The 23,320-nt window shown below is 60.3% G+C and carries 21 protein-coding genes; 8 read left to right on the top strand and 13 right to left on the bottom strand.

Translation table 11 applies throughout. The features are described from left to right. Positions 1–26: 26 nt before the first annotated feature. Positions 27–1,121 (bottom strand): fatty acid desaturase family protein, encoded by a 1,095-nt coding sequence (locus BM026_RS12850; RefSeq protein ID WP_092245966.1) that lies wholly within the window; start codon positions 1,119–1,121, stop codon positions 27–29. A 162-nt stretch (positions 1,122–1,283) separates the two neighbouring features. Between BM026_RS12850 and BM026_RS12855 the strand changes: the two genes are divergently transcribed. Beyond that, positions 1,284–2,327, top strand: coding sequence for a LacI family DNA-binding transcriptional regulator (locus tag BM026_RS12855; RefSeq protein ID WP_092245969.1), 1,044 nt, complete (start codon positions 1,284–1,286; stop codon positions 2,325–2,327). On the opposite strand, the gene rtcA is transcribed toward BM026_RS12855, so the two are convergent. Genes rtcA through BM026_RS12870 form a run of 3 tightly spaced genes read right to left on the bottom strand, consistent with a single transcriptional unit; the run spans position 2,324 to position 5,386 of the window. Further along, on the bottom strand, positions 2,324–3,349 hold the full coding sequence (gene rtcA / locus BM026_RS12860; RefSeq protein ID WP_093128045.1) for an RNA 3'-terminal phosphate cyclase: 1,026 nt from the start codon (positions 3,347–3,349) through the stop codon (positions 2,324–2,326). The two genes, BM026_RS12855 and rtcA, sit on opposite strands and share 4 nt — an antisense overlap. Positions 3,350–3,357: 8 nt before the next feature. Continuing rightward, positions 3,358–4,146: a nucleotidyltransferase domain-containing protein gene (locus BM026_RS12865; RefSeq protein ID WP_093128042.1), complete on the bottom strand. Its 789-nt coding sequence runs from the start codon at positions 4,144–4,146 to the stop codon at positions 3,358–3,360. 13 nt (positions 4,147–4,159) lie between these two features. Next, the gene (locus tag BM026_RS12870; RefSeq protein WP_093528846.1) at positions 4,160–5,386 is read right to left on the bottom strand and encodes an RtcB family protein; all 1,227 of its coding nucleotides are present in this window, start codon (positions 5,384–5,386) and stop codon (positions 4,160–4,162) included. A 214-nt stretch (positions 5,387–5,600) separates the two neighbouring features. On the opposite strand from BM026_RS12870, the gene rtcR reads away from it, so the two are divergent. Next, complete coding sequence (gene rtcR, locus BM026_RS12875) at positions 5,601–7,181, top strand: RNA repair transcriptional activator RtcR (RefSeq protein WP_093513726.1); 1,581 nt, start codon at positions 5,601–5,603, stop codon at positions 7,179–7,181. Between the two features lie 3 nt (positions 7,182–7,184). Here rtcR and BM026_RS12880 read toward each other — a convergent pair whose 3' ends face one another. Then, the gene (locus BM026_RS12880) at positions 7,185–9,146 is read right to left on the bottom strand and encodes a sigma-54 interaction domain-containing protein (protein ID WP_093513727.1); all 1,962 of its coding nucleotides are present in this window, start codon (positions 9,144–9,146) and stop codon (positions 7,185–7,187) included. A 185-nt stretch (positions 9,147–9,331) separates the two neighbouring features. Here BM026_RS12880 and BM026_RS12885 point away from each other — a divergent pair, with 185 nt between their 5' ends. The 3 genes from BM026_RS12885 to BM026_RS12895 are packed head-to-tail and all read left to right on the top strand — an operon-like array spanning position 9,332 to position 12,058. Then, on the top strand, positions 9,332–10,336 hold the full coding sequence (locus tag BM026_RS12885; protein WP_093528849.1) for a Gfo/Idh/MocA family oxidoreductase: 1,005 nt from the start codon (positions 9,332–9,334) through the stop codon (positions 10,334–10,336). Beyond that, entirely contained in the window at positions 10,333–11,112 is a 780-nt protein-coding gene (locus BM026_RS12890; protein ID WP_093528852.1) for a TIM barrel protein, read from the top strand. The genes BM026_RS12885 and BM026_RS12890 overlap by 4 nt, the downstream gene beginning before the upstream one ends. A 19-nt stretch (positions 11,113–11,131) precedes the next feature. Then, a complete protein-coding gene (locus tag BM026_RS12895; RefSeq protein WP_092245983.1) occupies positions 11,132–12,058 on the top strand; it encodes a sugar ABC transporter substrate-binding protein in 927 nt (308 codons plus the stop codon). A gap of 52 nt (positions 12,059–12,110) precedes the next feature. Here the strand turns inward: BM026_RS12895 and yghU are convergent, their stop codons facing one another. After that, positions 12,111–12,944 carry a glutathione-dependent disulfide-bond oxidoreductase gene (gene yghU, locus BM026_RS12900; RefSeq protein ID WP_092245986.1) on the bottom strand — a complete coding sequence of 278 codons (834 nt, stop codon included), beginning with the start codon at positions 12,942–12,944 and terminating at the stop codon, positions 12,111–12,113. 102 nt (positions 12,945–13,046) lie between these two features. Then, positions 13,047–14,270 carry an MFS transporter gene (locus BM026_RS12905; RefSeq protein WP_092245989.1) on the bottom strand — a complete coding sequence of 408 codons (1,224 nt, stop codon included), beginning with the start codon at positions 14,268–14,270 and terminating at the stop codon, positions 13,047–13,049. 64 nt (positions 14,271–14,334) lie between these two features. Between BM026_RS12905 and BM026_RS12910 the strand changes: the two genes are divergently transcribed. Then, on the top strand, positions 14,335–15,333 hold the full coding sequence (locus tag BM026_RS12910) for an AraC family transcriptional regulator (RefSeq protein WP_093128072.1): 999 nt from the start codon (positions 14,335–14,337) through the stop codon (positions 15,331–15,333). A gap of 102 nt (positions 15,334–15,435) precedes the next feature. After that, positions 15,436–16,032, top strand: a complete 597-nt coding sequence (locus BM026_RS12915) for a glutathione S-transferase (protein ID WP_093528855.1) — start codon at positions 15,436–15,438, stop codon at positions 16,030–16,032. Positions 16,033–16,218: 186 nt separating this feature from the next. On the opposite strand, the gene BM026_RS12920 is transcribed toward BM026_RS12915, so the two are convergent. From BM026_RS12920 to BM026_RS12940, 5 genes are all read right to left on the bottom strand, one after another. Next, positions 16,219–17,466, bottom strand: a complete 1,248-nt coding sequence (locus BM026_RS12920; protein ID WP_093513733.1) for an ATP-grasp domain-containing protein — start codon at positions 17,464–17,466, stop codon at positions 16,219–16,221. Beyond that, positions 17,463–18,374 carry an EamA family transporter gene (locus BM026_RS12925; RefSeq protein WP_093528858.1) on the bottom strand — a complete coding sequence of 304 codons (912 nt, stop codon included), beginning with the start codon at positions 18,372–18,374 and terminating at the stop codon, positions 17,463–17,465. Before BM026_RS12925 ends, BM026_RS12920 begins: the two co-directional genes overlap by 4 nt. 34 nt (positions 18,375–18,408) lie before the next feature. Further along, the gene (locus BM026_RS12930) at positions 18,409–18,972 is read right to left on the bottom strand and encodes a type I phosphoribosyltransferase (RefSeq protein ID WP_175507947.1); all 564 of its coding nucleotides are present in this window, start codon (positions 18,970–18,972) and stop codon (positions 18,409–18,411) included. Then, entirely contained in the window at positions 18,959–19,918 is a 960-nt protein-coding gene (locus tag BM026_RS12935; protein ID WP_093528861.1) for a cysteine synthase family protein, read from the bottom strand. The genes BM026_RS12930 and BM026_RS12935 overlap by 14 nt, the downstream gene beginning before the upstream one ends. Before the next feature lie 263 nt (positions 19,919–20,181). Next, positions 20,182–20,949: an SDR family NAD(P)-dependent oxidoreductase gene (locus BM026_RS12940; protein WP_093513735.1), complete on the bottom strand. Its 768-nt coding sequence runs from the start codon at positions 20,947–20,949 to the stop codon at positions 20,182–20,184. 137 nt (positions 20,950–21,086) lie between these two features. Here BM026_RS12940 and BM026_RS12945 point away from each other — a divergent pair, with 137 nt between their 5' ends. Further along, entirely contained in the window at positions 21,087–22,235 is a 1,149-nt protein-coding gene (locus tag BM026_RS12945; RefSeq protein ID WP_093528864.1) for an aldose epimerase family protein, read from the top strand. A gap of 116 nt (positions 22,236–22,351) precedes the next feature. On the opposite strand, the gene araH is transcribed toward BM026_RS12945, so the two are convergent. Then, the gene (araH, locus tag BM026_RS12950) at positions 22,352–23,320 is read right to left on the bottom strand and encodes an L-arabinose ABC transporter permease AraH (protein ID WP_093528867.1); all 969 of its coding nucleotides are present in this window, start codon (positions 23,318–23,320) and stop codon (positions 22,352–22,354) included.

Below are 23,320 nucleotides of genomic sequence, written 5' to 3' on the forward strand. Positions count from 1 at the left end.
GTTTTTCTCTTGTTCTTGGGTGGGGTTCAACCGGCAGCGGTTTCTGCATGCACCGGCGCATGGGCAGCCGGAGGCGTATTCGGGTGAATCGGGCGCTGGACGAAATAGGTGGGATCGCTGCGCTGCTTCCAGATGGTCGGCAGGATCTCCTTGAATGCCTCGAACAGGTTGGCGTACGGCGGCGGGCAGTCGCTGCGGATTTCGTCGTGCAGTTGCGCGAGGGCGTGGTACGGCACCATCGGGTACATGTGGTGTTCGAGGTGGTAGTTCATGTCCATGTAGATAAAGCGCAGCACGCGGTTCATGTAAATGGTGCGGCAGTTGCTGCGGTGGTCGAGTACATCTTCGGCCAGGCCGACATGCTGCGTGAGGCCAAACAGATAGCCGAGCCACGCGCCATAAATACTCGGCAGGCCCACCAGCATCAGCGGCAACCAGCTATGCAGGTACAACGCGGTGCCGATCACCACGGCATAAATGCCGACCCAGATACGCGCGGCACGGAACACCTTGGGCCATTCGGATTCGGGGATGAAGTCCGCTTCCTGGGCACTCATCTTGCCCATGGCATGGCGCGCCACGCCGCTGAAGGTTTTCCAGGCCAGGGGCAGGTTGAACAGGCTCAGGCACATCATCCAGAAGCTCGGCGGACGCGGTTCGACGATCTCCGGGTCACGGCCGACCACGATGGTGTCGGTATGGTGCCGGGCATGGCTCCAGCGCCACACGTGGGGTTCGAAGATGCACATGAAGCTGGCGACCTGATACAGCACATCGTTCATCCAGCGGGTCTTGAAGGCGGTGCCGTGGCCGGTTTCGTGCCAGCGCGGGTTGGAAGCAGTGCCATACAGCACGCCATAGACCAGGAAGAACGGCACGCAGGCCCAGGTGCCCCAGAACCAGTAGCCGCCAAAACCGCTGGCAAACAGTGCGATCACCCAGATCGCGGTGTCGAGCAGTGCCGGGCCGTCACGGCGTTGCATCAGTTCTTTCATGCGTTTACGCGAGATCGGCGATTGGTACCAACTGGCCGAGACCAGGCCTTTTTCAGCGGCGCGGGCGGCTTCGGGGCCGGTTAGGCTGTAGTCGCGGCGGCCGATAGGAGCGGTGTGTTCAGGCATTGTTATTGTTCTCCACAAGCGGGTGGTTTCTGGTGCTGTGTGAAACCCACCTTAGAGAACGGGTTATTCACCCTCAAGGCCTTGAATCCATTCCCTATCAAGCTATCATCCAGGCCCAGCGGGGCTTGATAGTTTTCTATCAAGACGCACAAGGGGCCAGTCATGAACAACAACAAACGCCCAACCATCGCCAGCGTGGCCGCCCATGCCGGGCTGAGTGTGGCCACGGTCGACCGCGTATTGAATGCGCGGGCACCGGTCAATCCCGAGACTGCCGAGCAGGTATTCCAGGCGGCCGAAGCCGTGGGGTATTTTGCGGCGCGGCTGATCGGCCAGCGCATTCGCGAGCGTCGGCCGACCTATCGCTTCGGCATCCTGTTGCTGGCCACCGCCCAGGCGTTCTATGCCAGCCTGGCGCAGGCCATCAGCACCGCCGCGGAACAGCATGCCAACGCCAACCTGACGTGCCAGTTCGAGTACATCGTGGACCGCTCGCCCAACGCCATCGTCGCGCAGATCGAACAGTTGGCCGTGCAGTGCGATGGCCTGGCGGTGGTCAGCTTTGCCCATCCGTCGATCAACGCCTGCCTGGCGCAAATCCGCGCAGCCGGCGTGCCCGTGGTCGCCCTGCTCTCGGATATCCACGAACAGGCGGAGGAACCCTACGTAGGCCAGGACAATAATGTGGTCGGCCGCACCATGGGCTGGCTGCTCGCCCGCACCTGCGGCGCGCGCAAAGGCAGCGTGGGCATCCTGCTCGGCGGCCATCGTTTCCTCGGCCACCAGGCACGGGTCGAAGGCCTGCACAGCTACCTGGCCGAGCACGCGCCGGGGCTCAAGCCGCTGGAGCCGTTGATCAACCTCGACAACTGCGACATTACCGAAGAAGCCACCCTCGACCTGATCAGCCGCCACAGCGATCTGCGCGGTCTATGCGTGGTGGGTGGCGGCGGCGACGGCATCATCAGCGCCCTGGCGCAGTTGCCCAGGCGGCCGGCGTTGTGCTGCATCCTGCAGGAGTCCACCGAGCTGTCGCGCCAGGCGCTGCGCCAGGGTTTGATCGATGTGGTGATGGACTCGCAGCCGGGGCAGACGGCGACGGCGTTGGTGCAGTTGATGGTGGAGTTGCAGACTGCCGAAGGGTTCGATCCGGTGCGGCAGCGGGTGTATATACCGCCGCAGATTGTGACGTCGGAGAACCTCTAGCGGGCACGGCACTGGATGATCAAACCGCCCTCCTCCCGCACGTGACTCTCAATCAGCACGGGCAGGAAGTGTTGGATCACCTGCATGTTGCTGTGCAGATGGTCGCTCATATGCGGTGTGGTGAAACGACCACCGCCGGCCAATGCCATCGGCAACAACAATTGATCGGCCAGATGTTCGCCCACAGCCGTGTCGGTGCCCTTCCATTCCATGACCTGCTCGATCGCCTGGTCAGCCACCGTCTCGGCGCGCACGTTGACCTGGCCAAAAGCGCTGAACACTTCGGTGACGTGCTCATGGACATACTCCAACATCAGCATGTTGCCCGGACCTCGTTCCGGGTCGATCTCAATCGGGCACAACTGGGAGTCATCGAACGACAAGCGCTGGCGCACGCGCTTGAACTCGCGTTCGCTGACCTGCGCAGGCAACCCGGCGTTAAGCGTTATCGCCCGGGCTTCGAGCAGTTTTCCGCGCTGCATCAACTGCAACGGTGCCAGTTGCGCCGGCTGAATAAACGCCTCCAACTCACCACCACCGGCAGGCACAAACCCATACCGGTTCAAGCTCAATTCGATAACCGCGCCCATGCGCCGTAACAGCGGAAGCCAGGCCCGCTGCAAAAAGTCCACCGGCGGCGCCAGCGGATTGTGGGTGCCGCCGCAGATCGTCACGCGACTGGCCGTGGGCGCGCGCAGCAAGGCCGGCAACAGGGTCTGCAACACCAGGGTGCAACTGCCGGCGGTGCCGATGCTGAAGCGGTATTCGCCGCCTTGAATCGGCCCCGGCTCGAACACCAGGGATTGCGAGCCCAATTGCGCACCGTGTACCTGGGCCCCACAGACTCGCGCCGCCGCCAGCACAGCGGTCAGGTGTTGACGCATCAACCCTGGCCGGCTGCGCTTGGCGCGAATATTTTTAATCCGCAGGGTCAGTCCGGTCACCATCGACAAGCTCAGGCCACTGCGCAGTACCTGGCCACCGCCGATGGCGCCGTCGAGTTCAATCACGTCCTGTTTCATCGTCATCCTTAAGCAAAGCGTTTGACCGTGTCCCGCAGGTACTGGTCCAGTTGTTGTGAATCCGCATGAGTTCGTGGCAATCCAGGCACGCTGCGTTCTAATTCAGCTTGTATGTACGCGTGCAGCGCCGGACGCCGAGGCCCGTAGGCCGCTTCCCCGGCATTGCGTTTCAACGCCAGCAGGGTTGCCACTTCATCGAGCAGTTGCGCGTCATCCACGGTGCTCAACAAATCGGCGAACGTCATCGGCGGCCGGCCCAGCCCGAGGTCGATCCAACGCACCGCGAGTAATGGCCGCAGCACGTAGAAGTACTTCTTGAACCGCACCGTGTCGCCTTGCAGGTAACCACGGAAGTTTTTCTTGGCCATTGACAGATAATGACTGCGCGCCGCCGACGGGCTGTAGAACGTCTCTGCCAAGGCGCGCAACGGTTGTGTGGCCTCGACGTGCTGGCGATACACCAGCGGCGAGTCCAACCATTCCAGCAACGTGGGATTGGATTTGCGCAGCAGGCCCAGGGTCTTGCGCAACTCCCAGCCACTGACATCCAATTCGTCATCCAACGGACGCTCGATCACATCGCGCGGCGCATCTACCTGCATGAACCAGTCGGGTTTTTCCACGTAGACAAAGCGCACGTCATAGTCGCTGTCGGTGGACGCAAACCCCCAGGCCCGGCTGCCGGACTCACAGGCATACAACACCGTGACATTGCGTTCGCGCTCTATGCGGTCAAGCTCCTGTAGCACCCGCGCGCGCATGGCGTCGCTCAATGGGTGGCGTTCATCCTTTTGCATCTTGCTTCCCCTCTCAGCCTTTGACGCACACTACCTGGCGCAAGGTGTGCAGCACTTCCACCAGCTCGCGCTGAGCGTGCATAACCTGGTCGATGTCCTTGTAGGCCATCGGAATTTCGTCGATCACATCGGCATCCTTGCGGCACTCGACATGGGCGGTGGCGCGGATCTGGTCGGCCACGGTGAAGGTGTTCTTCGCCTTGGTGCGACTCATGGTGCGCCCGGCGCCGTGGCTGCAGGAGCAGAACGACTCTTCGTTACCCAGCCCACGCACAATGAAGCTTTTGGCGCCCATGGAGCCCGGGATAATCCCCAGTTCACCTTTCTTCGCCGACACCGCACCTTTGCGCGTGACCAGGATTTCTTCGCCGAAGTGCCGCTCTTTCTGCACGTAGTTGTGATGACAGTTCACGGCCTCCAGCGCCACTTCAAACGGTTTGCTGATCACCTGGCGCGTGGACTGGACCACCGCACGCATCATCAACTCACGGTTCTGCCGGGCAAAATCCTGGGCCCAGCCTACGGCTTCCACGTAGTCATCGAAGTGCTGGCTGCCCTCTTCGAAGTACGCCAGATCGCGGTCCGGCAAGTTGGCCAGGTGTTGACGCATATCCGCCTGGGCCAGTTGGATAAACAAGTTGCCGATGGCGTTACCCACTCCACGGGAGCCGCTGTGCAACATGAACCACACACGGTTGGCTTCATCCAGGCACACCTCGACGAAATGGTTACCGGTGCCCAGGGTGCCCAAGTGGTGGCGGTTGTTGCTGCGCTCCAGTTGCGGGTACTTGTCGGTGATCGCCTTGAAGCGCGGGTGCAGCGCCGACCACACCTGATCGGCCTGGGTCGGTACATTTTCCCACGCACCTTTGTCGCGACCTTTACGGCTATGGGTCCGACCATGCGGCACTGCGGCCTCGATGGCGCAACGCAGGCCGTGGAGGTTGTCGGGCAAGTCGCCGGCCATCAACGTGGTACGCGCAGCGATCATGCCGCAGCCGATATCCACGCCCACCGCCGCCGGGATGATCGCGCCCACGGTGGGGATCACGCTACCGATGGTCGAGCCCTTGCCCAGGTGCACATCGGGCATCACCGCGAGGTGCTTGAAAATGAACGGCATCTGGGCGGTGTTCATCAGTTGCGCGCGCGCTTCAGGCTCCACAGGCACACCCTGGGTCCAGAGTTTGATCGGCTTGCCGTTGGCGACTTCCAGCAGTTGGTAGGTGGTCTCTTGCATGATCTCGATTCTTTAATGTGCAGGCCGACACTGCGGCGTTGGCTGAGTGACTGCAGCGGGCGTGCCACGTTTTTCCCCACCTCTAAAATAATTTATAAGCAATTGTTTTATATAGATAATTTAAATAACTGCAGCTTTCGCTTTTGAAAAACGATGACAACTTCGCAGCCAAATTCATATCCTTCCATATCGTCATTTATCTTTTGGTCTAGTCATGAAACACAAGCGCACGGTCGCCATCGGATTTATCGGATCCAAGCTGGATCGCGTCGGCAAGGGCGCCAACCGCTGGAATCACTGGCGCCCCAGCGTCGGTCTGTGCCAGCAGGAAAACTTGCAGGTCGATCGCCTTGAGCTGATCCACGATGTCGACGCCCGTGACGTCAGCCTCGCCGAGCGGGTACGTGCCGACATCCAGCAGATCTCGCCGAATACCGAGGTGCGCCTGCACCCCATGCCGCTGCACAACCCCTGGGATTTCGAAGAGGTCTACGGCGCGCTGCACGATTTTACCGCCGCCTACACCTTCGACACCGACCACGAGGACTACCTGGTCCACATCACCACCGGTACCCACGTGGCACAGATTTGCTGGTTCCTGCTCACCGAGGCACGCAACCTGCCGGCGCGCCTGATCCAGACAGCCCCCAGTCGCCGCCGGGACGACACCGCTCCCGCCACCGGCACCCACACCCTGATCGATCTCGACCTGTCGCGCTACGACCGCATCGCCTCGCGCTTCGCCCACCAACGCCTGGAAGGCCTGGACTTCCTCAAGTCCGGGATCGCCACGCGCAGCAGTGCGTTCAATGCTTCCATCGAACAGATCGAGCGCGTGGCCGTGCGCTCCACCGCGCCCATGCTGCTGATCGGCCCCACTGGCGCAGGCAAATCCTTTCTCGCCCGGCGTATTTACGAACTCAAGCGCAGCCGCCACCAGGTCCAGGGCCGCTTCGTGGAAGTCAACTGCGCCACCCTGCGCGGCGATAGCGCGATGTCGGCACTGTTCGGACATACCAAGGGCGCCTTCACCGGCGCGCAGAACTCCCGCGACGGCCTGCTGCGCGCAGCGCACGGCGGCATGTTGTTCCTAGATGAAATCGGCGAGCTGGGCCTGGATGAGCAGGCGATGCTACTCAAGGCTATCGAAGAAAAACGCTTCTATCCCATGGGCGCCGACCGTGAGGTGGCCAGCGACTTCCTGATCATCGCCGGCACCCACCGCGACCTGCGCGGGCGCGTGGCTGAAGGGCTGTTTCGCGAAGACCTGTATGCGCGCATCAACCTGTGGACCTTCGACCTGCCAGGCCTGGCGGGAAGGCGCGAAGATATCGAGCCCAATATCGACTTCGAACTGGAGCGCCATGCCCGCGAGCAAGGCCGCCGCGTGCGTTTCAACCTGGAAGCGCGCCGCCACTACCTGGCGTTCGCCTGCTCCAGCGAAGCGGCGTGGCCAGGTAATTTTCGCGAGCTATCAGCCTCCATCACGCGCATGGCCACCCTGGCCGACAGCGGGCGTATTGATGAAGTCCTGGCCGGAGAGGAGATCCAGCGCCTGCGCTGCGCCTGGGGGCTGACCGAAACCCATGCACTGCTGCCGCCTGATCTGGACCTGTTCGACCAGCTGCAACTCAAGGCGGTGATCGACGTGTGCCTGCAATCCGACAGCCTTTCCGACGCCGGCCGACGACTGTTCGGGGTTTCGCGCCAGGCCAAGGCGCAACCCAATGATGCTGACCGCCTGCGAAAGTACCTGGCGCGCTTTGCCATTGATTGGAAGCAGTTGAAACCTTAGGCCTTATCCGCGGCGAAAATCGCTGGCACTCAGCCCGAACCGGCTCATTTTGTTGTACAGCCCGCCCCGCGACACATTCAGTTGCCGGGCGGCCAGGCGGATGTTGCCGCCGGTGTTCTGGAGTGCGGCGACGATGGCGTGCATTTCGTGGCTGCTCAGGTCCTGGGCGGGTTGCGGCTCATAGGCGCGCAGCGGCGTGTGCTGCCTGGTTTCCATCGGCAGATCGGCAGGCTGAATCAGCTCACCCATCGCCAGGTTGGTCGCCCGCTCAATACTGTTTTCCAACTCCCGCACATTGCCCGGCCAGCCATAGGCCGACAGCAATGCCATCGCCTCCGGCGAAAAACCCTGCACCGACTTGCGCAACGAGCGTGCACAGCGGGCCAGGAAGTGCCGCGCCAGCAGCGGAATGTCTTCGCGGCGCATGCGCAGGGGCGGCACGGTGAGGTTCAGGACGTTGAGGCGGTAGTAGAGGTCCTCGCGAAACGCGCCTTGCGCCACGGCCTGGCTGAGGTTGCGGTGGGTGGCGGCAATGATGCGCACGTCCACTTGTCGCGAGTTCTTCGCGCCCACCCGGGTGATTTCACCCTCCTGCAACACCCGCAACAGGCTGACCTGAGCATCGAAGGACATGTCGCCGATCTCATCCAGAAAGATGGTGCCGCCATCCGCCAGTTCGAACTTGCCCGCCGAACCGCCACGGGTGGCGCCGGTGAACGCGCCCTCGACATGGCCGAACAGTTCGCTTTGCACCAGGTCACGGGGGATCGCCCCGCAGTTGACCGCCACGAAGGGGCCTTTGTGGCGATCGCTGCCGTTGTGGATGGCCTGGGCGAACAGCTCTTTGCCGGTGCCACTTTCGCCGAGGATCAGCGTGGTGGAGTCGCTGCGACTGGCGATACGCCCCAGGTGCACGGCGTCCTGGATGGCTCGGGAGCTGCCCTGGATGGTTTCAAATGTGTAGCTGGCCTGGGTGCCGATCAGGCGCCGGGTGATTTCGCGGATGCGGCGGTTTTCACGCAGTGACACGATCACCCCGCCCTGCTCCAGCGGGCACACCGACACCAGGCAGGCGAGTTGGCCCCGGTCAGCCAAGTGGAAGGTGCAATCGAGGTCGCGCACGGGCTCGCCAAGGACGTCGCTCAACTCGCTACGGCCCAGTTGCTGGAACGGCCGCCCGATCAGCTCCAGCCCTACGCCGAACAACTGCCGGGCATAACGGTTGAGCGCCTTGATGCAGCCGCGCTCGTCCAGTACCACCAGGCCTTCGTTGAGGACTTCGAGCACCGCTTGCTGCTCCTCCAGCAACACCTGCAACGCCATCTGCCGCGACACCGCCTCGGCGGCCGCCTGCACCGTACCGAGGGTATGGAAGTGAAACCAGCCAGGCTCGGCGGTGAGGGTCAGCATCGCCACAGTGTGGCCCTGGGCATTCCTGATCGGCGCGGCGGCGCAGTGCATGCGGCGCTGGCGCAGGCCGATGCCGAAGTTTTCCTCGGCCAGCACGTACACCAGGCGGTCTTCGGCCAGGGCCAGGCCGGTGCAGTTGGTGCCTTGCACCGACTCCAGCAGGCGGCTGCCGACCGGAGTGATGTCCAGGCCACAGAAATACAGGGTGGTGCCATCGGCATCGGTGAGGTTGATATGGCCGCGCGGGTTGTAGGCCAGCAAGCCGTGCATGACTTGCGCGGCAGCGGCGATCAGCACGCGGTGGGTGGTCAGGGTGGCGGTCAGCGTGTCGGCTGCGACAAAGCGGTACGCGTTGTCGGCTGGATCGATGCCCGCCTCGACGCTGCGCCGCCACGAATCCCAGATCACTTGGCGCACGGACGCCGGCCGGTCGACCTGGCCGGCCAGGCAATCGCGCCAGGCCTGCTCCAGCGCGGCCACCGGGCCGTCATTCAGCGCCGCAGGCCCCAGGGTCGTCAGGTAGTCGAGGTCTTGCACACTGAAGGCCATGCTCATTGGGTGATATCCATGTTCATGTTTTTGACATGTCAGTATAGGCATGTCATCAGAATGAACACTTATTGTTTGTAGATATTAATTAACCCTTATTAATCAATAGGTTAAAAACTGGCACACGCCTTGCTCCCACCCCCTTGCCCATCAGGACTGTCCTGAGGCCAATAACAACAAGGGGTCATTGCATGAGTACACAAAACATCCGCCTGGGTTTGATCGGTGCCGGTCGCATGGGCAGCTTCCACGGCCTGACCGCCGCACGGCACATGCCCGGTGCCAGCCTGGCAGCGATTGCCGACCCGACGCCAGGCCAGGCCGCCCGCCTCGCCGCCGAACTGGGGGTGAGCAAGGTCTACACCGACCCTCAGCAGCTGCTCGACGACCCGGCTATCGACGGCGTGATCATCGCCGCCCCGGCCCGCAGTCATGCCGAACTGGTGATCAGCGCCGCCCGCGCCGGCAAGGGCATCTTCTGCGAAAAACCCATGGCCATCACCCTCGATGAGGCCGACCGCGCCATCGCCGCTGCCGCCGATGCGCGAGTGCCGTTGCAGGTGGGCTTCAACCGGCGTTTCGCCAAGAGCTTTCGCACCGCGCACCTCGACGTCGCCGCCGGCCGCATCGGCACGCCGCAGTTGCTGCGCTCGCTGACCCGCGACCCGGCGCTGAACAACCCGGCCAACTCGCCGCAATGGGTGATCTTCCTCGAAACCCTGATCCACGACTTCGACACCCTGCGCTACCTCAACCCCGGTGCCGAGGCGAAGCAGGTGTATGTGATGGCCGACGCACTGATCGCTCCGCAATTCAAAAGCAAAGGCTTCCTCGACACCGCAGTGGTCGCGATCCGCTTCGACAACGGCGCCATCGCCACCGCCGAAGCCAACTTCCAGGCCGTGTACGGCTACGATGTGCGCGGCGAAGTGTTCGGCAGCGCCGGTATGCTGAGCATGGGCAGTCTCAACGACAGCGACCTGGTGCGCTATCTGGCCCAGGGCATCCAGGCCGACACCCAGCGCCTGGACACCGACCTGTTGCGCGACGCCTACATTGCCGAGCTCAACCACTTTGTCGACTGCCTGCGCAGCGGTGCCAAGCCGATGGCCAGCGGCGAGGATGCGCGCGCGGCCCTGGCGATTGCCCGTGCGTGCATCGAGTCGTTCGAAACCGGCAAGGCGGTGGCGGTATGAGCCCGTTCAAGCTGGCGGTCAGCGCCGAGATGGTGTTTCTCGACCTGCCGTTTGTCGAGCGTGTAAAGCGCATTCACGCACTGGGGTTCAGCGCCGAAATCTGGAACTGGACAGACAAGGACATCACCGCCCTGGCCGCCACCGGCGCCGATTTCACCTCCATGACCGGCTACATCAGCGGCACCCTCACCGACCCCGATGGCATCCGCCAGTTACTCGACAGCGCCCGCGAATCCTTAGGGGTAGCCGCACACCTGAATTGCCCCAGCCTCAACCTGCACGGCACCGGCCTGGGTGAAGGCGGCCTGCCCGTTCAACCGGTGAGCCTGGCCACCGGGCGCATGTGGCTGAGCGCCTGCAGGACCCTGGAAAAAATCGCCCGCCTGGGGGAAGACGCCGGCCGTGTGTTCCTGCTGGAAAACCTCAACACCGAAGTCGACCACCCCGGTACGCCATTCGCCCGCGCCGACGATACCCTGGCGCTGATCGAGGCCGTGGGCAGCCCGTACCTGAAGATGAATCTGGACCTGTACCACGCGCAGATCGGCGAAGGAAATTTGATCGAACTGATCCAGCGCGCCGGCAGCGCCATCGGTGAAATCCAAGTGGCCGATGTACCAGGTCGCAAGGAGCCTGGCACCGGTGAAATCCACTACCCGGCCATTGCCAAAGCCTTGCACGCCATAGGCTACAGCGGGGTGGTCGGTCTGGAAGGCTGGGCCAGCGGCGACAGCGAGCTGGCCCTGGAGCGTTTCCGCCAGGCGTTCACCCTATAACAATAAAAGGATCACCCTTATGAATCGCTATTCGTTGTTTGCTGCCACCTTGTTGCTGCTGTTCAGCCAATGGACCTTCGCGGCTTATCGCATCGGCGTGAGCATTGCCCGGGTCGACGACAACTTCATGACGTACGTGCGCACCGGCCTGGAAGCGGCCGCCAAGCAGCAGGATGTGCAGATCCAGTTCGAAGACGCCCAGGGCGATGTGGTGCGCCAGCTCAATCAGGTCGAAGGTTTTCTCAACCAGAAGGTCGACGCGGTGATCGTGCTGCCGGTGGACACCGCCGCCACCGCCAACATGACCCGCGCCGCCGTCTCCGCCAAGACGCCGCTGGTGTACGTCAACCGCCACCCGGACGAACGCACCCTGCCCAAGGGCGTGGTCACCGTGGCCTCCAACGACATCGAGGCCGGCCAGTTGCAGATGCGCTACCTGGCGGAAAAACTCGGCGGCAAGGGCAACGTGGCGATCATCATGGGCGACCTCGCACAGAACGCCACCCACGACCGCACCGAGGGCGCCAAACAGGTGCTCAAGGACTTTCCCGGGATCAAGGTGGTCGAGCAGCAAAGTGCTGAATGGCAACGCAGCAAGGGCATGGACCTGACCAGCAACTGGCTGCTGGCGGGCACGCCGTTCGATGCCATCGTGGCCAACAACGATGAAATGGCGATTGGCGCGGCCATGGCCTTGCAGCAGGCGGGCAAAGCCAAGGGTGAGGTGGCGATTGTGGGCATTGATGGCTTGCCCGACGGGCTGGCGGCGATCAAACGCGGCCTGCTGACGGCGTCGGTGTTCCAGGACCCGAAGGCCCAGGCGACCCAGGCCTTGCAGGCGGCGGTGCGAATGATCAAGGGCGAGGCGATTGAGCCGCAGGTGTGGGTGCCGTTCGAACTGATCAAGCCCGAGCAGGTGGCGGTGTTCGAGCAGCGCTACCAATAAACTGGAGTATGTTGATCCAAATGTGGGAGGGAGCAAGCTCCCTCCCACATTTTTAGTCCAAGTCGCGAGCGCTATGGCGTTCGGCCAACTGCTCATGGGGCTCGCCGGACACCCGGTTGACCCGCCGCCCACGCTGCACCGCCGGCCGCGCTTCAATCGCGTCCGCCCAGCGCAACACATGCTGGTACTCATGCACCGAGAGGAACTCCGCCGCGCCATACAAACGCCCTTTGACCAACCCGCCATACCAGGGCCAGATGGCGATATCGGCTATGGTGTACTCATCACCCGCGATGTATTCGCTCACCGCCAGGCGCTGGTCGAGCACATCGAGCTGACGCTTGGTCTCCATGGCAAAGCGGTTGATCGCATATTCCATCTTGCTCGGCGCATACGCATAGAAGTGGCCGAAACCACCGCCCAGGTAGGGCGCGCTGCCCATCTGCCAGAACAACCACGACAGGCATTCGGCGCGGGCGGCGGGTTCGGTGGGCAAGAACGCGCCGAACTTCTCCGCCAGGTATTGCAGGATCGCGCCCGACTCGAACACCCGAATCGGCGTGGCGCCGCTGCGGTCCAGCAGTGCCGGGATCTTGGAGTTGGGGTTCACCCCCACGAAGCCGCTGCCGAACTGGTCGCCGTCACCGATCTTGATCAGCCAGGCATCGTACTCCGCACCGCTGTGCCCGAGGGCCAACAGCTCTTCCAGCAGGATCGTGACCTTCTGCCCGTTGGGCGTGGCCAGGGAGTACAACTGCAGTGGATGCTTGCCCACCGGCAATTCCTTTTCATGGGTCGCGCCGGCCACAGGGCGGTTGATGCTGGCGAAAGTGCCGCCATTCTCGGTGTCCCAGGTCCACACTTTCGGGGGTACGTAATCGGTCATGCTTACTGCTCCAAATGTGCTTGCGTTCAACGAAGCGTTCCAGACTAAACCAAAGGTCGATGGCTCGTCACACCGTGAATGCGGCCAATCTCCAGGCTGACGTCAAAGATGCAGCGGTGCACCCACGGCGTCATTGCCGGGCACCGTTACCCGCAGCGCAATCAACAAGGCGGCCAACAGCATCAACACACCGGCGCCGAGAAACACCCCGCTGATGCCACTGAGACTGAACATCGCGCCCCCACCGGCCGCGCCCGCCGCAATGGCCGACTGCACGGACGCCACCACCATGCCGCCGGCACTTTCAGCTTGATCCGGCACGCTGCGGGCTACCCAGTTCGACCACGCCACCGGCACGCCGCCAAACGCCATGCCCCACAGCGCCAGCAGCAACGCCTGGCCTGGCAGCGAGGCCGGCAGCAACACCAGCGCCAGCGCCGCGACGCCCACTAACACAGGCATCAGCACCAAGGTGCCGCGGGGATAACGCACCAGCATCCAACCGGCCAACAGCGTGCCGACGAAGTTGGCCGCACCGAAGCCCAGCAGCATCAAGGCCAGCCCTTCAGTGCCCACGCCCGTGGTGCTTTCCAGGAACGGCCGGATATAGGTGAACAGCGCAAAGTGCCCGGTGTGCACCAACACGCAGCCCAACATGCCGATGGCGATGCCTGGACGCAGCAGCACATCCAGTACCGTGCGCAAGCGTGCAGTCCCCGAGGGCGCCAGGCGGGGCAGCGTGAACAGTTGGAACGCCAGCGTCACTGCACCGACGGCGGCGGCGGCAACGAACGCACTGCGCCAGCCATACAGACCACCGAGGTAGCTGCCCAGCGGCACAGCGACCACCGTGCCCACCGCAATACCACTGAAGATGATCGACAGCGCGCGGGGCAGCAGCGCCGCTGGCACCAGGCGCATCGCCACGGCGGCGGCCATGCTCCAGAAACCGCCCAGGGCAACGCCCAGCAGGATACGCATCAGCAGTAATACCGTCAGGCTTGAAGAGAACGCCACCAACAGGTTGGACGCAATCATCAGCAGGGAGAAACCCAGTAGCACCACGCGTCGGTCGATCCCACGCGTGAGGCCGGGCACCAGCAGCCCGGCAAACAACGCCACCACTGCCGTCACCGTCACGGCTTGGCCGGCCAGCGCCTCGGACACTCCCAGGTCCATCGCCATTGGCGTCAACAAGCTTGCCGGCAGGTATTCCGCCGTCAACAAGCCGAATACCCCCATGGCCAGGGAAAACACCGCCATCCAGGCGGGCGCATCGGGCTCAACTTGGGCAGAGTGAGCGGCTTGGGCTACACAATCATTCATCACACGACATCCTCGGTCATTAGCACGACGGCCAGTCTAGGTTTGCCAACCCGGATGATCTATGATGCAAACCCTTGAGTTTTTGACCGAAACCCCGAACATGGCTGCAGCGGCGCCCTTCAACCTGTCCTCCGACCTTATCGACGAACTGCTGCGCGGCATGCGCCTGCGCGGCGTGCAGTACCGACGCATCCAGGCCGGACCGAGCTTCGGCATGGGCTTTGACGCCAGACCGGGGCATGCCTACTTCCACCTCCTCGCCGCAGGAACGGCCACCCTGCGCACCGATGACGGCAGCCTGTTCGAATTGTCGGCGGGCAATGCCGTGTTCATCTCCCACGGCGGTGCCCATGCGCTGCTGTCCAGTGCGGACAGGCCGGTGCAGGCCATCGGCGGCTTTGACACGACACCACTGGGCGAGACCGTCTGCGCCGTGGACGCATCACCGGACTCACCGCCGAGCACGTTGCTGTTCAGCGCCTGCATGGAGTTCGAACTCGGCAGTCTCCAGGGGCTCGGCAGCCTGATGCCAGCCTTGATGCTGATCGATGCCCAGGGCCAGCGTTACCCCGGCCTGATGCCGATCCTGGCGGTGATGGAGCGCGAAGTCGCCGCGGCTCGCGTCGGCTACCCCGGCATCCTCACGCGTCTGGCCGATGTGGTGGCTGCCATGATTGTGCGGGGTTGGGTGGAATGCGCCTGCGGCAATGCGTCGGGTTTGGTCGCAGCGTTGCGCGACCCACGCCTGGCGGGCGCCCTGCTCGTGCTGCACCAGCAACCCGGGCGCGATTGGAGCGTGGCCGAACTGGCCGCGCAGTGTCACACCTCCCGCTCGGTATTCGCCGAGCGCTTCCAGGCCACCCTGGGTCTCCCGCCACTGCGCTACATGACGGAACTGCGCATGCGCCTGGCCAGCCAGTGGCTGACCCTGGAACGTTTACCCATCGAAGAAGTGGCGCTGCGCCTGGGCTACACCTCCCAGGCGGCGTTCAGCCGTGCATTCAAGCGCATTACCGGCCAGCCACCGGGGGCCAGCCGGCAGAACATCAGGCGTCCTGCCTGAATGACCGCAGCCTGACCTTGGCAGGCAACATTCAGTCATTGCGCATGCCGATCCTGTGCCCTTACTCTCTGGAGCCATCACCTTGAGAGCAACGGAGGCTTCATGAAACTGATCGGCATGCTGGACTCGCCCTACGTACGCCGCGTGGCCATTTCCCTGGACCTTTACGGCGTCGATTTTGTGCATGAACCGCTGTCGGTGTTCAGCACGTTCACCGAGTTTTCCCAGATCAACCCGGTGGTCAAGGCGCCGACCCTGGTGCTGGATGACGGCACGGTGCTGATGGATTCCAGCCTGATCCTCGACTATCTGGAAACCCTGGCCCCGGCCGATAAAAAGCTGCTGCCCCCCTCCCCCGCAGGTCGTGCCCATGACCTGCATATCCTTGGCCTGGCCCTGGCGGCCTGCGAGAAAAGCGTGCAGATCGTTTACGAACACAACCTGCGCCCGGCCGAAAAGCTGCATGCGCCCTGGCTGGATCGCGTCAGCGGGCAATTGCTGGCGGCGTACTCGCTGCTGGAAAAACAACTGCCTGACAGTCAGGAGTTGACCCAGGCTTCCCTGACAGTGGCAGTCGCCTGGTCGTTCAGCCAGTTCACCGTGGCGTCGGTGGTCAAGGCCGATGCGTTCCCCAACCTCAAACGCCACGCCGAGCGGCTGGAACAGCACTCGGCTTTCAAGCGTTATCCAATCGAGTAGGCAAGCCAGTTCTAATGTGGGGGGGGGGGCGGCGTGACGATTCGAATTGCTGCCGATGACTATGTTTCAGCAACAGGTGTGCAGACTGACACGCCGCGATCTCGTAGCGTCAGTGATTAAGGCCGAAGCGTTTCCCAATGGTCGACGCTATTGCGAATGAATAGAACCGCCTCCGGTATCCAAACGTCATGCCATCGAATACACGCCCTGGAGTTCAAGCGCCCTGATCCTGAGGTAATCGGCGGCAATCACTTCAGGGTCAGCATGTACCAGATACACCGTGCCTGGCTGGCTGAACACATCCTGAGTCACACTTAGTGCGTGCCCATCGTCAACGTAAAACACCGCATCAAAGAAGGACTCAAGCTTAAGCAATTCATTCAGAAAAAAGCCCTGTTTGAAACGTCCCTTCGCACGGTTGATCAAGCAAACGTTGTAGGTGTGTTGCATCAGCCTATAATCGGTGTTTCCTGCCACTAATCGGGCAAACAGTTCAGGTGCAGTGATCGATAAAACAGTTGCTTCGATTTGGCCGAGACCTGTCGTTTGCCTAGACACGTCGGGCCGTAAAATACCATCGGTTCGTGCAGCGATCTCCACCAGTTTCGGGCCATCGTCAGTGAACATAACTTCGGCGTGGCTGGGGCCGTTACGGATGCCGAGCGTGCGCACCACTGCCCGAGTGTAATCCACCAAGCTCGAATACTCCGGTGAATCGGCGTCAATCAACTCATCAATGTCATAGAGGACCCCACCGCTTTCAGTACGCTGTTTCTGATAGCGAACTACTTCAGTGACAAGCTGCTGGCCGTTGAGCGAAACCATATTCACCACATATTCCACCCCTGCCAAATACTCCTGGATCAGCACCTGGTGATTGGGAATGCTCAATTTGTTAGTCGCGCCCAATAGCTTGCCGACTGCAACCTCACAAGCACGCAAGTCCTCACAAATGAATACGCCATCAGCGCCAGCGCTTTCGAGGGGTTTAACCACCACGGGAAAACGACCATGATCATTAATCCAGGTCTCAGCACGCTCCCACGTGTCCGCGGTGAACTGCTGCGCTGCCAATAGCTGCGCTTGGGTAATGCGATGAATCATGTCGTATTTATTTCTGCGGGCGGTGCTCTTCTCGATGTCATTGCGATAAGGCAGTTGAAGGTGCTCATTCAATTCATCCGCCAGCCGTACACCGGTTTCGGCGCCGGCAATAATGAATTGTGGCTTGAACTGCTCGACACTCGCCAACGTGGTGGCAAACCCCGTATTCACAATGACGTTGTCATAAATGGAATAATCGAAGCCTCGATAGTAATAACCGTCCAAGGTGTTGGATGAGGCCACATGCATCAGTACACACCCTGCTTCAGCAAGGCGCTTTGATATAAATTTTCCGGATGAGAAACCATCGACGACAATCACCCTGCTCATGTTGTTTCCCTCCGCAGTGCATATAACGCCCTTCCCAACAGCAAAAACACAATGAGGCTGACCGCAGTAACACTCGCGATAGAGAATTCGACTCTGTCGTCGAGGTACTGCAACAACAAGACAAATACCGGAAGCGTCAACAACACCAAAGAAACATGGATGGGCGTGAGATAGAAGATTGTTTTCTGGATCAAGTAGATGGGCAACAGATGCCCTATCACAACCAGCAGTACCATTGGCAGAATCAACTCGGCATTCAGCCTGAAACTCTCCCCCAAAGCAGTCATTGCAAGGACGCATGCACCGACCATTACCACGCTCCTGACCGCCAGAATTTCATAGACGGACCATTGCCGCCGGTAAAGCTCCTTGGAAAACACCGTGTACATAACCGTACCCAGTGCACACACCACCACGCTGGCGATTCCCATCAGCCGCTCTTCCAGCGTCGTAGTGGCTATACCACTGTCTCCTGCGAAGGAGTTAAACAGCATGATTCCCACGGAAACAAGCACCAGACACGACACCACCGCATCTACGAAAGCGACTTTGGCATTACGCTTGTTGGCCATTAAGATAACTAACGTGAGCGCCGGGCCACAGGCGACCGAAGCGACTCCGACCACGGCAGGCTCCAGGTATTTCAAGGCGTAAAACAGGCCACCCCAATTAAGCAATACTGAAACATTCACGACAACAACTATTACCCAGTGCATCCTTATCTTTGAAAGTAACGAGTCAGCGTTATCAAACAGGGCACACACGACAAAAAAAATGGCAGACGTTGTAAAACAATAAAAAACAACAAGCAGCGTATTGATCGTTTGCGTGACGAATGCTACGTACACATCGAACGCAGCGCTGATCAGGCAAAAAATCAAACCTACAACTACGCCAGAACGCACCATGGATACACCTGTCAAGTTGAGCCAGCAAAGCAATTCAAACCACGCTCACTCCGCTTTCGTTTACCTTGATTTTCAAGACGGACTTAACAGAAAGGCCTGTCATCTTTCGAACCTTTTCGAAACCACCATTTCCAACTTTTTCAACCGCACAGACCACATCGAGCAACTCCCCTCCCGCCGACCTTATCGCTTCAGTTAAAGCAACAATTGCCCCCCCGGCACTCAATGTATCGTCAATAATTGCAACACGATCGCCTGCCTCAATCCCGTTGAGATACATTTCGCCTTGAAAATATTCAGAGTCGATGGAAACTACTTGTTCATTAATAGTGCCAAGACTGTAGGGATACCATCTGGCCACAGCCATGGGAATGCCGGTAAGCAAGGATACCGTGGTAGCTAGCGCAGCTCCCTTATCTTCTTCAGTCACAATTTTTGAAACATTCAGATCCATCAACCTTACTATTCGTTGAGCCACCTCCACCAATACCGCAGGGCGCAACGCGGGAATCTGGTCGGTAAACTCATTCACCGTAGTGTACGCCCCCCCAGAGTTAACAACTTTCGCATCCTTATAGACTTGTTCAAGTAGCATCATCCACCCCACCATACTCAGGATAAAAACCGTCCCAGCGACTCGCATACTTCCAAGAACTGTCAAAAAACACAGTAACAATATTTTTCTTCTGATGCGTTAGAGCGACCTCTTCGCAAACTAATAAATTCGCGCCACACGTAGGCCCGACAGGCACCCTTTCATGTTCAATAAACTGCTTCATCCGAACCCATGCTTCATTGCCATCAACCACTCGCACTTCGTCGACAAGCGCAGAGACCGTATTAGTCGACAGCACCCCTCCCCCTAACCCCATCAAATTATGAGGGCGGTGCTCAAATGTTAAATTATTTCTTTCTGAATACAGTGGAGCAGATTTATTGACTTCAATCGCCACTGTCCTTATCTCTCTATACTCACACTTCAACACCTCAGCTATACCCGAAAAAGCTCCTCCCGTGCCAATTGAGCACACAAAAAAATCCGGTACCACATGCTGATGACGTAACGCTTCTACTATTTCTTCTCCACAGTCAGCCCAAGCGGCCTTATTTAATAGGTTATTGGACTGATCAAGAAAAAAAACCTGTTCATTCAACTGTTCAGCTTGATAGCGCCTAGCTGCAAGTACCGCACCCGACAAGAAACCTTCCTTAGGCGTCTCGATTATCTCCGCACCCAATGAGCGTATCTGGACTTTTCTCTCTTGCGTCATGCCTTCAGGCATAAAAATTTTTATCTTGTATCCCTTCAGACGTCCAATCCATGCAAGTGCCGCACCGCCATTCCCTGTGGAGCTATCTACTAGGGTCATACCGGGTTGGATAGCACCAATCTTTTCCAACCCATTAATAATACTTAAATATGTTCTGTCCTTATGGCTTCCCGACGGGTTCAAGAACTCGCACTTAGAAAAGCACCTACCGCCATTAATAGACAGACTTGCCAACTCTATGAGCGGTGTCCTACCAATATCAGTCAGCTTCATGAAAAATAATCTCAATACCTGATAGCCACTTCAAGACATTATCAGATCATTCTCATGGCAAACAACTAGCCGAACGGCTAGGTATTAAAGCCCTCGAAGAGCGCTATACCCCCGCCTCATTACTTGAAAAACGCTTCGAAAAAACCAGCGATGGTGACACATGCCAACCACCGTAAAATGCAAAAAATGTCATAACAGCGGTGGTATGGGCAATGAATCTATCGCCTGTGCCACCGCCATCGGCGCTTGAGTTGGGTGACTCTCTACACCCAACCGCCATCCACAATAAAGTTCTGCGCCGAACACATCGCCGAGGCATCGGAGGCGAGAAACAACGCCATGTTGGCGATGTGTTCCGGCAAAACGCTCCCCGGCAAACACTGACTGCGGCTGATCAGTTCCTTGGCGGCATCGTCGACCCACATCGCCAATTGTTTTTCCGTCATCACCCAACCCGGCACCAGCGTATTCACGCGGATCCGGCTCGGCCCCAGTTCCCGGGCCAGGGCGCGGGTCATGCCGTGGGCGGCGGCCTTGCTGGCGGCGTACACCGGGTAGCCGGCCGAAGCCATCATCCAGCCTACCGAACCGAGGTTGATGATCGCCCCGCCGCCCGCGTTTTTCATCATCGGCACCACGGCCTTGGCGGCGAAGAAGGCGTGCTTGAGGTTGACGGAGATGAGCCGGTCGAACATTTCCGAGTCGACTTCTTCCAAGCTGTGGCGTACGTCATTAGCGGCATTGTTCACCAGCACGGTGATCGGCCCCAGCGAGTGTTCGAAACGAGTGATGGCGGCTTTATAGGCTATCTCGTCGGTGATGTCGCAATTGACGAATTCCACGGTGTGCCCGCGCGAACTCAACAGAGCCGCCAGGCGTTCGCCCTGGCTTTGCGCGCGGTCGACAAAGCCGACCTTGGCGCCTTGGGCCGCGAAGGCGCGCACCATGAATTCGCCAATGCCTGAGGCGCCTCCAGAGATCAGGACAGTCTTGCCTTCAAGGTCGGGATAAACGGCGTGATGAGTGGTCATAAAAGGTTGCCTCGCTTAATTAGTCTTATTTTATTTTGCAAAAATGCGGTTTAAGGCTATAAATTCGCTGTCATATCGACAAAATATCGCACATTAGTAGAACTATTCCACTCAAAACAACAAAAGGAAGTTCGACCATGAAGCACCCTCGTTACCTGCTTTCGGGCCTCGCCCTGTCCATGCTGGTCGCCAGCGGCGGCGCCCAGGCGGCGGGCCTTACCAGCGAACACAAACCGTTCGGTAAAACCAATGACGGCACCGCCGTCGAGCAGTACATCCTGCGTAACAGCCATGGCATGCAAGCCACGGTGATCACCTACGGCGGCGTGTTGCAGTCGCTGAAAGTACCGGACAAACACGGCAAGCTCGACGACGTGGTGCTGGGCTTTGACGACGTGCAAGGCTATCAGAGCGGTACGGCGTTCTTCGGCGCGACCATCGGCCGTTTCGGCAACCGCCTGGCCGGCGGCGCCTTCGAACTCGACGGCAAGCGCTACCAGGTGCCACTCAACGACGGCCCCAACTCGCTGCATGGCGGCGCCCAGGGCTTCGACAAGCGGGTGTGGAAAGCCACGCCGGTCAAGGCCAAGGACTCGGTCGGCGTGACCCTCACCTACCTGTCCAAGGACGGCGAGATGGGCTTCCCCGGCAACCTGAAGACCGAAGTCACCTACCGCCTCAACGACAACAACGAACTGCACATCGACTACAGCGCCACCACCGACAAACCGACGGTGCTCAACCTCACCAACCACAGCTACTTCAACCTGGCCGGCGCGGGCAATGGCGATATCCTCAAGCAGGTCGCCACCTTGCATGCCAGCCATTACACGCCGGTGAATGCGACGCTGATTCCCACCGGCGAACTGGCGCCGGTCAAGGGCACACCGATGGACTTCCTCACGCCGACGCCGATCGGCCAGCACATCAAGGACGATCACCCGCAGCTCAAATTCGCCGAGCCGAAACAGGGTGGGTTCGACTTCAACTGGGCGCTGGATACCCAGGGTGACGTGAAGCAGGTGGCGGCCGAGGTGCATGATCCTGCGTCCGGGCGGCGCTTGCAGCTGTTTACCACCGAGCCTGGGGTGCAGTTCTATACCAGCAACTTCCTCGATGGGTCGGTGAAGGGCAAGGCTGGCAAGACCTATCAGCACTGGAGTGGGTTTACGTTGGAGACCCAGCATTTTCCGGATGCGCCTAATCAGCCTGAGTTTGCGTCGACCCGCCTGAACCCAGGGCAGACCTACACCCAGAACACTGTCTTCAAATTCTCCGCGGACTAAACTTGTGGGAGGGGGCTTGCCCCCGATAGCAGAGTGTCATAGACAGAGATGCACACTGACACACCGCTATCGGGGGCAAGCCCCCTCGCACATTTGGAACTACATTTGGCTTGGGATCAGCGTTGTTTCATGCGGTCGATGACCACTGCCAGCAGCAGGATCGAGCCGCGGATCACGTACTGGTAGAAGGTGTCGATGTTCTTCAGGTTCATCGCATTCTCGATGATCGCCAAAATCAACACGCCGGCAATCACATGACGGATCATGCCTACCCCGCCGCTCAGCGACACCCCGCCCAGCACGCACGCCGAGATCACGGTCAGCTCGAAGCCCTGTCCGATCATCGGCTGGCCGGAGGTCATGCGCGAGGCGAGGATCACCCCGGCCAACGCGCCGATCAGGCCGTGCACGGCAAAGATCAGGATCTTGGTGCGGTCCACATTGACGCCCGCCAGCAACGCCGCTTCCGGGTTGCCGCCGATGGCCATGGTGTTGCGTCCGTAAGTGGTGTAGTTGAGCAGCCAGCCGAAGAACAGGAAGCACAGGATCGTGATCAGGATCGGCACCGGCACCCCCAGCAACTGGCCGTTGCCGAAGATGAAGAACTGCTCCTGGGACACCCCCACCGCCTTGCCGTTGGCGAAGATGTACGCCAGGCCACGCACGATCTGCATGGTCGCCAAGGTAGTGATCAGCGCGTTGACCCGCAGCTTGGCGATCACGATGCCGTTGATCAGGCCCACCACCAGGCCCATCAGCAAGGCGGCGCCAATGCCCAACAGGACGCTGTCGGTGTCGCGCATCACAATCGCCGCCACCACCCCGGCGCAGGCGATCACCGAGCCCACCGACAGGTCGAAATGCCCCGACGCCAGGCAGAACAGCATGGTGCAGGCGGCGATGCCCACGGTGGAAATCGCCAGGCCCAGGCCACGCATGTTCAGCGGTGACAGGAAGTTGTCGATGAGCAAGGCGCACAGCAGGAAAATGCTCACCGCCGCCAGCAGCATCGCCCAGTTGTCCAGCAGTGCACGCAGGTCCAGAGGCTTGCGCGCCGTGGGCAGCACGTTGTGTTGAGTGGTCAT

This window comes from Pseudomonas sp. NFPP24, assembly GCF_900112095.1.
GTDB classification, from domain to species: domain Bacteria; phylum Pseudomonadota; class Gammaproteobacteria; order Pseudomonadales; family Pseudomonadaceae; genus Aquipseudomonas; species Aquipseudomonas extremorientalis.

Excerpts from the sequence above, each read along its gene's own strand:
- BM026_RS12850 (WP_092245966.1), bottom strand. The coding sequence starts at position 1,121 with ATGCCTGAACACACCGCTCCTATCGGCCGCCGCGACTACAGCCTAACC.
- BM026_RS12855 (WP_092245969.1), top strand. The coding sequence starts at position 1,284 with ATGAACAACAACAAACGCCCAACCATCGCCAGCGTGGCCGCCCATGCC.
- rtcA (WP_093128045.1), bottom strand. The coding sequence starts at position 3,349 with ATGAAACAGGACGTGATTGAACTCGACGGCGCCATCGGCGGTGGCCAG.
- BM026_RS12865 (WP_093128042.1), bottom strand. The coding sequence starts at position 4,146 with ATGCAAAAGGATGAACGCCACCCATTGAGCGACGCCATGCGCGCGCGG.
- BM026_RS12870 (WP_093528846.1), bottom strand. The coding sequence starts at position 5,386 with ATGCAAGAGACCACCTACCAACTGCTGGAAGTCGCCAACGGCAAGCCG.
- rtcR (WP_093513726.1), top strand. The coding sequence starts at position 5,601 with ATGAAACACAAGCGCACGGTCGCCATCGGATTTATCGGATCCAAGCTG.
- BM026_RS12880 (WP_093513727.1), bottom strand. The coding sequence starts at position 9,146 with ATGAGCATGGCCTTCAGTGTGCAAGACCTCGACTACCTGACGACCCTG.
- BM026_RS12885 (WP_093528849.1), top strand. The coding sequence starts at position 9,332 with ATGAGTACACAAAACATCCGCCTGGGTTTGATCGGTGCCGGTCGCATG.
- BM026_RS12890 (WP_093528852.1), top strand. The coding sequence starts at position 10,333 with ATGAGCCCGTTCAAGCTGGCGGTCAGCGCCGAGATGGTGTTTCTCGAC.
- BM026_RS12895 (WP_092245983.1), top strand. The coding sequence starts at position 11,132 with ATGAATCGCTATTCGTTGTTTGCTGCCACCTTGTTGCTGCTGTTCAGC.
- yghU (WP_092245986.1), bottom strand. The coding sequence starts at position 12,944 with ATGACCGATTACGTACCCCCGAAAGTGTGGACCTGGGACACCGAGAAT.
- BM026_RS12905 (WP_092245989.1), bottom strand. The coding sequence starts at position 14,270 with ATGAATGATTGTGTAGCCCAAGCCGCTCACTCTGCCCAAGTTGAGCCC.
- BM026_RS12910 (WP_093128072.1), top strand. The coding sequence starts at position 14,335 with ATGCAAACCCTTGAGTTTTTGACCGAAACCCCGAACATGGCTGCAGCG.
- BM026_RS12915 (WP_093528855.1), top strand. The coding sequence starts at position 15,436 with ATGAAACTGATCGGCATGCTGGACTCGCCCTACGTACGCCGCGTGGCC.
- BM026_RS12920 (WP_093513733.1), bottom strand. The coding sequence starts at position 17,466 with ATGAGCAGGGTGATTGTCGTCGATGGTTTCTCATCCGGAAAATTTATA.
- BM026_RS12925 (WP_093528858.1), bottom strand. The coding sequence starts at position 18,374 with ATGGTGCGTTCTGGCGTAGTTGTAGGTTTGATTTTTTGCCTGATCAGC.
- BM026_RS12930 (WP_175507947.1), bottom strand. The coding sequence starts at position 18,972 with ATGATGCTACTTGAACAAGTCTATAAGGATGCGAAAGTTGTTAACTCT.
- BM026_RS12935 (WP_093528861.1), bottom strand. The coding sequence starts at position 19,918 with ATGAAGCTGACTGATATTGGTAGGACACCGCTCATAGAGTTGGCAAGT.
- BM026_RS12940 (WP_093513735.1), bottom strand. The coding sequence starts at position 20,949 with ATGACCACTCATCACGCCGTTTATCCCGACCTTGAAGGCAAGACTGTC.
- BM026_RS12945 (WP_093528864.1), top strand. The coding sequence starts at position 21,087 with ATGAAGCACCCTCGTTACCTGCTTTCGGGCCTCGCCCTGTCCATGCTG.
- araH (WP_093528867.1), bottom strand. The coding sequence starts at position 23,320 with ATGACCACTCAACACAACGTGCTGCCCACGGCGCGCAAGCCTCTGGAC.